The sequence below is a fragment of the Vibrio sp. 10N.222.48.A3 genome (genome assembly GCF_041475345.1).
Lineage (GTDB): Bacteria > Pseudomonadota > Gammaproteobacteria > Enterobacterales > Vibrionaceae > Vibrio > Vibrio tasmaniensis_A.
Genome location: NZ_JBFRVX010000528.1, coordinates 1 through 10,356, shown reverse-complemented (window position 1 = coordinate 10,356; position 10,356 = coordinate 1). Strand labels below are relative to the sequence as shown.

The 10,356-nt window shown below is 43.7% G+C and carries 14 protein-coding genes and 1 pseudogene; 7 read left to right on the top strand and 8 right to left on the bottom strand.

Annotated elements, in window-relative coordinates; translation table 11 throughout:
• Both AB4653_RS15335 and AB4653_RS15330 read right to left on the bottom strand, forming a co-directional pair.
• A partial coding sequence (locus AB4653_RS15335; RefSeq protein WP_372104640.1) for a redoxin domain-containing protein occupies positions 1–274 on the bottom strand: 274 nt, incomplete at its 3' end.
• Between the two features lie 12 nt (positions 275–286).
• Positions 287–829 carry a glycine cleavage system protein R gene (locus AB4653_RS15330; protein ID WP_009847377.1) on the bottom strand — a complete coding sequence of 181 codons (543 nt, stop codon included), beginning with the start codon at positions 827–829 and terminating at the stop codon, positions 287–289.
• A gap of 372 nt (positions 830–1,201) precedes the next feature.
• On the opposite strand from AB4653_RS15330, the gene dapA reads away from it, so the two are divergent.
• Together dapA and bamC are read left to right on the top strand one after the other, a co-directional pair.
• Positions 1,202–2,080 carry a 4-hydroxy-tetrahydrodipicolinate synthase gene (gene dapA, locus AB4653_RS15325; RefSeq protein WP_009847376.1) on the top strand — a complete coding sequence of 293 codons (879 nt, stop codon included), beginning with the start codon at positions 1,202–1,204 and terminating at the stop codon, positions 2,078–2,080.
• Between the two features lie 49 nt (positions 2,081–2,129).
• Complete coding sequence (gene bamC / locus AB4653_RS15320; protein ID WP_009847375.1) at positions 2,130–3,176, top strand: outer membrane protein assembly factor BamC; 1,047 nt, start codon at positions 2,130–2,132, stop codon at positions 3,174–3,176.
• 185 nt (positions 3,177–3,361) lie between these two features.
• On the opposite strand, the gene AB4653_RS15315 is transcribed toward bamC, so the two are convergent.
• The 4 genes from AB4653_RS15315 to AB4653_RS15300 form a co-directional block, all read right to left on the bottom strand.
• Entirely contained in the window at positions 3,362–3,571 is a 210-nt protein-coding gene (locus tag AB4653_RS15315) for a DUF2897 family protein (protein WP_009847374.1), read from the bottom strand.
• A gap of 8 nt (positions 3,572–3,579) precedes the next feature.
• A complete protein-coding gene (locus AB4653_RS15310) occupies positions 3,580–4,254 on the bottom strand; it encodes a M15 family metallopeptidase (RefSeq protein ID WP_009847373.1) in 675 nt (224 codons plus the stop codon).
• A 46-nt stretch (positions 4,255–4,300) separates the two neighbouring features.
• Positions 4,301–5,437: a succinyl-diaminopimelate desuccinylase gene (gene dapE, locus AB4653_RS15305; protein ID WP_009847372.1), complete on the bottom strand. Its 1,137-nt coding sequence runs from the start codon at positions 5,435–5,437 to the stop codon at positions 4,301–4,303.
• Positions 5,438–5,533: 96 nt separating this feature from the next.
• Complete coding sequence (locus AB4653_RS15300) at positions 5,534–5,881, bottom strand: ArsC family reductase (RefSeq protein ID WP_009847371.1); 348 nt, start codon at positions 5,879–5,881, stop codon at positions 5,534–5,536.
• Positions 5,882–6,086: 205 nt separating this feature from the next.
• Between AB4653_RS15300 and AB4653_RS15295 the strand changes: the two genes are divergently transcribed.
• A complete protein-coding gene (locus tag AB4653_RS15295; protein ID WP_004734273.1) occupies positions 6,087–6,374 on the top strand; it encodes a helix-turn-helix domain-containing protein in 288 nt (95 codons plus the stop codon).
• A 77-nt stretch (positions 6,375–6,451) separates the two neighbouring features.
• On the opposite strand, the gene AB4653_RS15290 is transcribed toward AB4653_RS15295, so the two are convergent.
• Entirely contained in the window at positions 6,452–6,784 is a 333-nt protein-coding gene (locus AB4653_RS15290) for a DUF4156 domain-containing protein (RefSeq protein WP_102257778.1), read from the bottom strand.
• A 12-nt stretch (positions 6,785–6,796) separates the two neighbouring features.
• Positions 6,797–7,141: a DUF2956 domain-containing protein gene (locus AB4653_RS15285; protein ID WP_009847369.1), complete on the bottom strand. Its 345-nt coding sequence runs from the start codon at positions 7,139–7,141 to the stop codon at positions 6,797–6,799.
• Positions 7,142–7,250: 109 nt separating this feature from the next.
• On the opposite strand from AB4653_RS15285, the gene AB4653_RS15280 reads away from it, so the two are divergent.
• From AB4653_RS15280 to AB4653_RS15265, 4 genes and pseudogenes are all read left to right on the top strand, one after another.
• Complete coding sequence (locus tag AB4653_RS15280; RefSeq protein ID WP_009847368.1) at positions 7,251–7,712, top strand: DUF2919 domain-containing protein; 462 nt, start codon at positions 7,251–7,253, stop codon at positions 7,710–7,712.
• Between the two features lie 65 nt (positions 7,713–7,777).
• Positions 7,778–8,701: a Dyp-type peroxidase gene (locus AB4653_RS15275; protein ID WP_009847367.1), complete on the top strand. Its 924-nt coding sequence runs from the start codon at positions 7,778–7,780 to the stop codon at positions 8,699–8,701.
• 120 nt (positions 8,702–8,821) lie between these two features.
• Complete coding sequence (locus AB4653_RS15270) at positions 8,822–9,955, top strand: flagellin (RefSeq protein ID WP_032555262.1); 1,134 nt, start codon at positions 8,822–8,824, stop codon at positions 9,953–9,955.
• Between the two features lie 240 nt (positions 9,956–10,195).
• Positions 10,196–10,356 (top strand): annotated as a pseudogene (locus AB4653_RS15265) (flagellin); the annotation flags it as partial.

The window sequence follows — 10,356 nt, the reverse complement described above, 5'->3', positions numbered from 1 at the left end:
GAAGTGTGAAGTTCAGAGATTTCTTCGCAACGAAATTTGGTAGGCGTTTAACTGGGTCAACACTCACACCTAAAACAACCACATTCAGATCATCAAGCTGTGCTTTGATATCACGCAGGCCTTCTGCTTGCACAATACAACCTGGAGTCATTGCTTTAGGGTAAAAATAGAAAAGGACTTTTTTACCTTTGAAGTCACCAAGAGATACGATATTGCCATCTTGATCTGGAAGAGAAAAAGCAGGTGCTGGAACACCAGCCGTTAGCGTATTCATGATATTTCCTTTTTAAAAACTGTTTTTGATAAAGTTGAGCGAGCCTTGTACGGATAGGCTCTGGCACAGCGCGTCGAATTCTTCTTGTAGCTGCATCAAATTACATTCTGATTGCACAGAAGCGGTAATAGAGATATGGAATTGGTCGTTGTCGAGCTGAACCTTAGACTTATTGATGGTTCGCGCACTTAACGAATCGAGGCCGATGTTTCGGTCTGCGAAGAACTGGGTAAACTGCTCAGTAAGGCCGATTTTATCGTCTGACTCAACGAACACCTCTACTGTGTAAGAGTTCTCAATAACATCATGAGTTGAGGTTCGCTTCATAATCGTAATCAAGTCGTGCTCTTGTCCAAGCAAGGGCAGGGTGGTTTCAACGCGGGTGATGTTGTTTGCCTTTCCAGACAGTAGCATGATAAGCGTAAATTCTTCGCCAAATTGAGCGATACGGCTATCAATAATGTTACAGCCTGATTGGGTGACTAAATGAACCACTTGGTTGCATACACCTGGGCGATCTGTGCCCACAGCTGTGATTACTAGATGTTGAGTCATAAAATCACGTCTCTTATATTCCATTGATTCATGCATGTTAGCACAGTTAGCTAGAGGAATAAGTGTGTGCTTGGGGCTTTTATGAGGCACTTTGCTTCAAATATGTAACAAGTAATAGGAATATTTAGAGTGTTCAAAATTCAAAGAGTGGCGTGAGAGCATTGCTTACTTGTTACTGACATCGAGTGCAGAGCTATTCGCTAGATTGAGTGTAGGTTACCCAAATTCTAGGTCGAACGCCGTTATAAGTCGTTTTACCTCAAACATACGACAATATTTACTGCAGATGTTGCTGGTAAGCCACTTTAATGTCTTGTGTTTATTGATTGGCTTACAGTAACATGCAAAAAGAATAAATTAAGGGAGATAGACATGTTTTCAGGAAGTATCGTTGCGCTAGTTACACCATTTAATACAGATGGTGAAGTGGATTTCGACAGCCTTAAAAAGTTAGTTGATCACCATGTTGCAGCAGGTAGTGATGGTCTGGTTGCGGTTGGCACAACTGGTGAGTCTTCAACACTCACTATTGAAGAGCATGTCAAAGTCGTCAATAAGGTCGTTGAATTTGCTGATGGCCGTATTCCTGTTATCGCTGGTACGGGTGCAAACGCAACTCACGAATCTGTACTTTTCAGCCGTTTGCTCAATGGTTCTGGTATTGCTGGTTGCCTGAGCGTAACGCCGTACTACAACAAACCGACTCAAGAAGGTTTGTACCAACATTACAAAGCAATTGCTGAAGTCAGTGACGTTCCACAGATCCTTTACAATGTACCTGGTCGCACTGCGGTAGACTTGTTGCCAGAAACGGTTGCTCGCCTTGCCGAGATCGAAAACATCGTTGCACTTAAAGATGCGACGGGTGATCTCGAAAGAATTGCAATTCACCGTGAACTTTGTGGCGAAGACTTTATCTTACTAAGTGGTGATGACTTAACTGGTCTTGAATTTGTTAAGCGTGGTGGCGATGGTGTGATCTCTGTAACGAACAATGTTGCAGCTGCTGATATGGCGACTATGTTCAAGCTAGCGAAGGAAGGCAAGTTTGAGGAAGCTGAAGCGATCAATGAGCGTTTGATGCCTCTACATAAGAATTTGTTCGTTGAGTCTAACCCTATTCCCGTAAAATGGGCGGTTCACAAAATGGGTCTGATTGCTGAAGGTGGCTTACGTCTACCACTGACTGAACTGTCAAAACCAGCTCAACCTGTTGTTGCTCAAGCAATGACTGAAGCGTGCATTTACTAAAAACGTATAAAGCAATGCCGAAGCGAACCTTCGGCATTTAGGAGTATAAATGAAGTATTCTCACCAGCTAGTGATCGGTTCACTGGCTGTTTTCGTTCTTACAGCATGTTCTGGCAGCCCGACTCAACGTCGCCAAGCCAAAGATGATTTTGAATACTTAGAAACACCTGAGTTTTCACAATGGCAATTGCCTGAAGATGCTCAGCCTCAGTTTTACCCAAACTTTGATATCCCAAACGGTGAATTCAGTGGTGGTACCGGTCGTCAAGTGGATATTCGTCCTCCTCAACAGGTTCTTGAACTGATCCCAGGTGCTCGTACTGAGCGTCAAAATGGTGAAGTGACGTTATGGCTCCTTCGTGCTGAAGAGGCTGACCGAGTATGGCAAACGGCTGTAGATATGCTAACTCAGCGTGGCATTGGCATTCTTGAACAATCAGATAGCGATATTGAGACCGATTGGGTAACTTGGGTTTCTGAAGATGAAGAAGTCGAGATTGGTAGCCGCTATTCTCTCTCTCGTTTCCAAGCGAACAATCGCCATGGCTTCAAGATTAATCTGATTGATTGGCGTGAAGGTTCTGAAGAGAAACCAGTATCGGCAACCAATAAAGAGCGTTACAACGCGTTCTTAACGAATCTAGTGATGGCTAAATACGATGCCAACCTTCGTGCTGAAGCTGCGTTGAAAGCGCAAGAGTTGGTGAAACGCATTCCTATCTCAATGGGTTCGGACCGCAGTGGTTTCCCTGTGATCATTGCTCGTACACCATACAATGTATTGTGGCAACGTCTACCTACCTTGCTACCGACGATGGGCTTCGAACTTGAAGAGCGTAACCAGTCTCAAGGTACAGTGAAAGCTAAGTATGCCGCGCCAGATGATGAATTCTGGGAAGAGATTGGCCTACAGCCTATTGACTTAGCGCCAGGTACTTACACCTTCTTATTTGGTGATCTTGGCAACCGTACATCGATTAACGTAACGGATGCAACAGGTAAGCCTGTAGAAGAAGAGCTACTTAAGTCAATGGTACCGGTATTAGCACACGTTGCAGACCAAACCAAAGACAAGAAAGAAGCAAAATCTGAATAAGCACTGAGCAAATTTAGAAGAAAAAAAAGAGGACATACAATGTCCTCTTTTTTATGTTTGTTAGTCAGTGTTTTATGTTTGTTAGTCAGTGTTTTATGTGCGTGTTGTCAATTTATGTTGTCATTTCGCTAACAAGGGGTAACACGCGCCTGACTTGTTGGGGCTAGCGTATCAAGGACTTTACGCTAAGTGCTTTTGCTGTCAGTAGACTCATCTTTTTGAGCTTTTTCTTGGTTCTGTTTATCCAATTGATTGAGCTTGTCTAAGTCTTTTTCTGTTTTGTTACGACCTGTCAGATCCATATTAGCGGTCTGTTTGAGCGCAGCAATATTACCCACCACAACGCTAACCACGATGATGATGATAACCCAAGGGTTTGTAAGCCACTCTAACATAAGCGCTCCTAATGACTGATATTCGCCACGAAGCGCGCATAGATCTCGTCTAGCTGCTCCGCAATAATTTCATACCCTAATATTGGCTTAGATTGGAGTTGCTTGCCAAGTAAAGTGGGAGATAACTGTGATAAACACAACTCCGATACTTTTCGATGGCTGATATGCCATGGTTCGATCGCCACACCGCCGAGGTCTTGGCTGTACGGAAAGAAGAACCCAAATTGAGATGCATTGGCAAAAAGCCATTGGTAAAACGCTTGCTGGTGGCCAGTAAGGTATTCCCATGGTTCCAGTTGCAGCTGTGTGCCTTCAGGTAAGTGATTACGAGCAAAGACATCAAAGTCACAACCCCAATGGTGACGACTCGCCCCAGGCAGTGCAGACCACCTCAGTATCGCTGACAACTTTTGATGTTCACTGAGTCTTGAAGCATCAAGTGGTTGGCTTTCTGAGTCTAATATTGGTGCTTCACCAGAAAACTTACGGTTCCAAATCAGAGATTGCCTTTCATAGTCGCGAAAGCCACTGGCAATCTCCATTTTGAAACCCGCGAGTTGAGCAGCTTCAATCAAATCGTTTAGGTCATCTTTGACCTCACTGTGAACCAAGAAGGTTTTGCTGCCAATGAGGCTAGGTTCTAGATGAGAATCTGATTGTCCGGTTAGCTGCTCTGGTGTCATAACGTGTCTCTCAATAATTAGATGCTATGAATCGCTGATGAAAAAACTACTTAGCGAACAGGTTCACTAATGTTCTTTCGTACATGTCAGTTAGTTTCTCTAAATCAGCCACTTTCACGCACTCGTTAACCTTGTGAATGGTTGCATTAACAGGGCCTAGTTCTACCACTTGTCCTTTCATGCGCGCAATAAAGCGTCCGTCTGATGTACCACCTGTGGTAAGCAGTGCCGGCTTAACATCATTCACGTGACCTACTGCATCGACAATAGCATCAAGCAACGAGCCTGCGTCGGTTAAGAACGGGTCGCCATTGAATGTCCATTTTAAATCGTATTCGAAATCGTATTTGTCGAGTGTATTTGTGATTCTTTCAACGATGATATCGTTGTTTAACTCAGTGCTAAAGCGAAGGTTAAACTGAACATTAAATTCACCAGGAATCACGTTTGATGCGCCAGTGCCCGCACTTACATTTGGGATCTGGAAGCTGGTTGGTGGGAAATAATCATTACCTTTGTCCCACTCGGTCGTCGCCAATTCATTGATCGCAAGCAGAGAGCTGTGTACCGGGTTGTTCGCAAGGTGAGGGTAGGCAACGTGACCTTGTGTGCCTTTAATCGTTAGATCGCCAGTGATAGAACCACGACGGCCGTTCTTTACGACATCACCTACGTACTCAGTACTTGATGGTTCGCCAACAATACACATGTCGATGTTCTCACCACGAGCCATCAATGCTTCGACAACGCGCACTGTCCCGTTGATGAACGGGCCTTCTTCATCTGACGTGATAAGGAAACCGATTGAGCCTGTGTGATCAGGGTGCTTAGCAATGAACTGTTCTACAGCCACAACCATTGAAGCCAGAGAACCTTTCATATCTGCCGCGCCGCGACCGTGTAGGAAACCATCTACGATAGTCGGTTCAAATGGCTTAGTGTTCCACTGCTCAATTGGGCCTGCAGGTACAACATCAGTGTGACCAGCAAAAGCAAATAGGGGGGCTTCGGTACCACGGCGAGCCCAGAAGTTCGTCGTATCTTCAAATACCATCACTTCGATTTCAAAACCTAGCGCTTTTAAGCGATCAATCATCAGGTCTTGGCAGCCTGCATCTTCTGGTGTTACCGATTGACGGCTGATTAGGTCTTTTGCCAGAGCCAAAGTTGGGCTGTCTGTCATCCTTGAGTTCCTTGTTTAAATTAAACGTCTAGTCATTAATTTCAGGCGTTGAACAGGGGAAGTTCAACGCTTTGTTATCTGTTCTAATACAGCTGATTACGCAAAAATAGCAGCGTATTGATCAGCTTTGAAGCCAATATGAAGCTTGCCATCGACTTTCAAGATAGGGCGCTTGATCATTGCTGGTTGTTCAACAAGCAGAATTACGGCTTTTTCTTCCGTTAATGTGTCTTTTTGCTCTTGAGAAAATTGGCGGTAAGTCGTACCACGTTTGTTTAACACAAGCTCCCACCCAAGATCTGAACAGAAGCTTGTTACCAACTCTTCGGTGATGCCTTGTTTACGATAATCGTGAAATTCGAACTCAATACCTTCAGCTTCGAGCCATTTTTTTGCTTTTTTGATGGTGTCGCAATTCGGAATGCCAAACATAGTGATAGTCATTATTCTTCCTTTGGGTGATTTTATTTCGTTGTTATGAGTTGAATCCTATCAGGAAGCGGCAATTCAGACAAAATAGAGTGAGGAATATTTCATAGAGTGAAAAAAAACAGTAAGAAAATGTCACTATTGGAGACTTATTGATCAGCCTCAACATGTTGTCAGCAAAAAAAGAAATAATTGAGTTGCACATATATAGGAGGTGTCAATGGAGTTGAGTCCTGTTTTTGCAAGGCGGCTATATTTAGCATTGTTAGTGGAAAGCCTTGATAGGCCAAATGTGCCTAAACTCATCGAAAAAACGGGGTGGCCTCGTCGTACTATTCAAGATGTACTCAAGGCGTTACCGGGGATCGGTATTGAACTTATGTTTGTTCAAGATGGGCGACGTCATAATGATGGCTATTACCAATTATCCGACTGGGGGCCATTTGACAGTCAATGGGTTATCCAGCGTAAAGGCGATATAGCAACAAGCCTTGGATTTAGTGCATAAGCCAGCGAAAGCTGGCTTTCTTCTTTCTTCTTTCTTCTCCTTACCGATTACCGATTACCGATTACCGATAAGTCGAATTAGCGACACCGATAAGCGGTGCCCAACATGGTTACGGAAGTCGCAAAATCTTGGGGAAGTGTGAAAATTACGGTGTCCGCACCTAATCCAATAGCATTGGACTTTAGCTCATTCATTGCGCCTTGAATCAGAGTGTCGTTCGGGTAAAACAGATAACTATACCAATGGCCTTCGCTGCCGGTGACTTCCCCTTTATATTCGCACTCGTTGATATCAATCAGTCCGTGGTAATCCATTTGTACTTGGTCAGATTTGCTATGTGGGACTGTTGTCGGTGTCGTGCACCCGACTAATATGCCTGTCATAGCTAAAGCGACTAATTCCTTTTTCATACATTTATCCTGCTATTTCATCAAATAAATCGCGAAACCTACCCAGCTTGCGATCAATAGTAACCACGGCAATTTGCTGGCGTGATTTGATGTTGTTTCAACAATTGTGTCTACATTGTTCTCTTCGTCTAGATTAGTTTGTTGAGTTTGCTTCTCTTTCTTTACGCGTTTTCTTGCTTTATCGGCTTGGCGGCTGCGTTCTTTTTGCTGTTTCTTGTAAAGTGCGATGCCTTTTTCGATACCTTGAGCAATTAATTTTGTTTGTTCTTTGGTTTGAGCTGGCTTTTGCGTCGCTTTGGCTATCTTCAGTGCTTCTTGTTGAGATTCAACAGACGGTGTATTAGTTTTCTTTTTCATACTGAGTTCGACAATTAAAACGGATTAACCAATAAGATAACGCAAACCTAGTTAAGTATGAATGATTTGCGTTAAAGTGTTGGTTTGAAAACAAGTGAAAGTGAGAGTTGTGCGGTACTCCATAGAACAATACGATAAACACGGCTTTTTGAAAGCCCCAATCTTATTATGGTTAGGTTGGCTGTTTCTTGCGAAAGCTTTGGTCGTTTTCATTGTTGCGGGCGCAAGCCGAGAGTCGGGAACGGATATTCTTGAGACCATCTATCCAGACCACCAGATGTTTTATGTCGGGATTGCGTTGAGTGTCCCTAGTTTGTTATTGATGTGGTTATTTGGACTAAGATCTCCAGATAGAAAGCGCCTTAACAAAGTCGTGTCATGGGGACGTTGGGTTACCATGATGGCTATCTTGGCACAGGGCTCCCACACAATTTATCTAATCTATTCGGATAACGGATGGTTCCGTTGGTCAAATGCTATCACCCTATTATTGCTCCTCTGGTTAGCGCTTTATTTAACCAATAGCCATGCCGCTAGGGATTGCTTTAAAGTGGTTGAGCACGAAGACTGATTCTCATCAAAACATTTGTACCATTCACAATTATACTTAGAAGCTAAAACTGGAAGGAATAATCTATGCTTAATGTTTCAAATGAGCAGCCTAACGTTCAAAGTGCTATTTTGCCTGAAGCTGGGCCTTTCGCTCTTTACGTTCAACTTAAAGTGAACGCTAATACTGCTAATGTACTAGCAGAAATTCAAAAGCTTCCGACTCTAATCGACGAGCTAAACCAAACTCAACCTGATGCGAACCTAACGGCGTCGGTAGCATTCTCAAAAGCTTTTTGGGATAAGTTCGAGCACGCTGCTCCCTCTGATCTAATTGATTTTCCTGCGCTTGGTGAAGGTGATATCACAGCACCGAGCACACTGTCTGATGTTCTGATTCACTGTCATTCAAACCGACATGACCTACACTTCTTCATCCTACGTAAATTGCTATCTGAAGTAGCGGCAGACGTTGAAGTAGTAGATGAAACTTACGGTTACCGTTTCCTAGACTCACGTGACATGACTGATTTCGTTGATGGCACTGAAAACCCGAAAGACGCGCAGCGTGCTGAAGTGGCGATTGTGCCTGAAGGTGAATTCGCAGGTGGTAGCTACGTAATGGTGCAGCGTTTTGTGCATAACCTGCCAGCTTGGAATAGATTAAACGTATCGGCACAAGAGAAAGTGGTTGGCCGTACCAAGCCAGATTCGATCGAGCTAGACGATGTTCCAGCGGCGTCTCACGTTGGTCGTGTGGATATCAAAGAAGAAGGCAAGGGCCTTAAAATTGTTCGTCATAGCCTACCTTACGGCACAGCAACAGGCGATCACGGTTTACTGTTCATCGCTTACTGTAATGTTCGTCATAATTTCGATGCGATGCTAGAGAGTATGTACGGCGAAACAGATGGCAAAACAGACCAACTGCTTCGCTTTACTAAAGCCGTTACTGGCGCTTACTACTTTGCTCCTTCAGCTGAGATGTTGAGTACACTAACGATTAAGTAAGTCGTCTCAAATAGAATAAACAAAGGGAGCCTCATGGCTCCTTTTTTTTAAAGTTTTATATAAATAGGTCGATACAAGAGCAATCGTAAGTTTTATTCATCTTTTTGTAAGTGAAGGTCTATGGCTATAACTGTGAATACGAATGTTTCAGCATTAGTGGCTCAGAGGAATCTCTCTAATGCCAATAACATGCTGAACCAATCTTTGGAGCGCTTGGCTTCAGGGAGTCGTATTAATAGTGCAAAAGACGATGCTGCTGGCTTACAAATCTCTAATCGATTAGAAGCACAGATGAGCGGCATCGATGTTGCGGTTCGAAATGCTAACGACGGTATCTCCATTATGCAGACAGCAGAAGGGGCGATGAATGAAACCACCAATATCATGCAACGCATGCGAGACCTGTCACTGCAAGCGACTAATGGTTCGAATAGCCAATCAGAAAGGACGGCTATTCAAGAAGAAGTAACCGCCTTAAATGATGAGTTGAACCGAATTGCGGAAACCACGTCATTTGGTGGGAAAAAGCTCCTTAACGGCAGCTTTGGTAGCTCGTCATTTCAAATCGGTGGCAGCTCTGGTGAGGCGGTGCATATAGGTTTGAAAAACATGCGCACCGATGATATCAACATGGGCGGCTTTAGCTATGTTGCCAATGGCATGGCAAGTGACTCGTGGGAAGTTAAATCCAACCAGACAGATATGACGATGGCGTTTACCGATCGTTTTGGTCAGCCTCAAGAGATCAACATTAATGCCAAGGCGGGCGATGACATTGAAGAGCTAGCGACTTATATCAATGGTCAAACGGATCTGGTTTCGGCTTCCGTCAATGATGAAGGGCAGCTTCAGATCTATATGTCAGGCGAAGACACGGCAGGCACGATCTCTTTCTCAGGCTCGTTAGCCAGTGAGCTTTCGATGTCGGCGGGTTATTACGAGTCAGTCGATGATATTAATGTCACTGATGTTGGTGGAGCACAGCGCGCCGTGTCTATTTTGGATACAGCGATGAAGTATGTTGATAGTCACCGTTCTGAACTCGGGGCGATGCAAAACCGCTTTGACCATGCGATTAATAACCTTGAAAATGTTCATGAGAACTTGGGGGCATCAAACAGTCGAATCAAAGATACAGACTACGCCAAAGAAACCACTCAAATGCTCAAACAACAAATACTGCAGCAAGTCAGTACCACTATTTTAGCTCAAGCTAAGCAAGCGCCGAACTTAGCTTTAACGCTGCTAGGCTAATAAATTAGGTTAATTCTTATAAAGGTATTCTCGGTTAACTAAAGTCCTTTGGTTAATTAAAACACAATATTTCCCCCGGCTGACGTTTCGACAACTTTAGCCTTTTTCTCATCTTTTTTTGATAATTTCACTGCCAGTCACGCTTTCTTATCCTTTCTCGCTATTTCTTTAATTTTGTTGCTTTTTTTCTAAAGGTTTCAGCATTCACGCCGTTATTAAAAGTAACTTAGAGATAACTACTTGGTTTTCCGAGACGTCGGAAACCGCTATACCGGAAAATCAATTGGAGAAATCACCATGGCAGTGAATGTAAATACCAACGTATCAGCAATGACAGCACAACGTTACCTAAACAGTGCAAACAGCGCTCAACAAACATCAATGGAACGCCTATCTTCAGG

Excerpts from the sequence above, each read along its gene's own strand:
- AB4653_RS15330 (WP_009847377.1), bottom strand. The coding sequence starts at position 829 with ATGACTCAACATCTAGTAATCACAGCTGTGGGCACAGATCGCCCAGGT.
- dapA (WP_009847376.1), top strand. The coding sequence starts at position 1,202 with ATGTTTTCAGGAAGTATCGTTGCGCTAGTTACACCATTTAATACAGAT.
- bamC (WP_009847375.1), top strand. The coding sequence starts at position 2,130 with ATGAAGTATTCTCACCAGCTAGTGATCGGTTCACTGGCTGTTTTCGTT.
- AB4653_RS15315 (WP_009847374.1), bottom strand. The coding sequence starts at position 3,571 with ATGTTAGAGTGGCTTACAAACCCTTGGGTTATCATCATCATCGTGGTT.
- AB4653_RS15310 (WP_009847373.1), bottom strand. The coding sequence starts at position 4,254 with ATGACACCAGAGCAGCTAACCGGACAATCAGATTCTCATCTAGAACCT.
- dapE (WP_009847372.1), bottom strand. The coding sequence starts at position 5,437 with ATGACAGACAGCCCAACTTTGGCTCTGGCAAAAGACCTAATCAGCCGT.
- AB4653_RS15300 (WP_009847371.1), bottom strand. The coding sequence starts at position 5,881 with ATGACTATCACTATGTTTGGCATTCCGAATTGCGACACCATCAAAAAA.
- AB4653_RS15295 (WP_004734273.1), top strand. The coding sequence starts at position 6,087 with ATGGAGTTGAGTCCTGTTTTTGCAAGGCGGCTATATTTAGCATTGTTA.
- AB4653_RS15290 (WP_102257778.1), bottom strand. The coding sequence starts at position 6,784 with ATGAAAAAGGAATTAGTCGCTTTAGCTATGACAGGCATATTAGTCGGG.
- AB4653_RS15285 (WP_009847369.1), bottom strand. The coding sequence starts at position 7,141 with ATGAAAAAGAAAACTAATACACCGTCTGTTGAATCTCAACAAGAAGCA.
- AB4653_RS15275 (WP_009847367.1), top strand. The coding sequence starts at position 7,778 with ATGCTTAATGTTTCAAATGAGCAGCCTAACGTTCAAAGTGCTATTTTG.
- AB4653_RS15270 (WP_032555262.1), top strand. The coding sequence starts at position 8,822 with ATGGCTATAACTGTGAATACGAATGTTTCAGCATTAGTGGCTCAGAGG.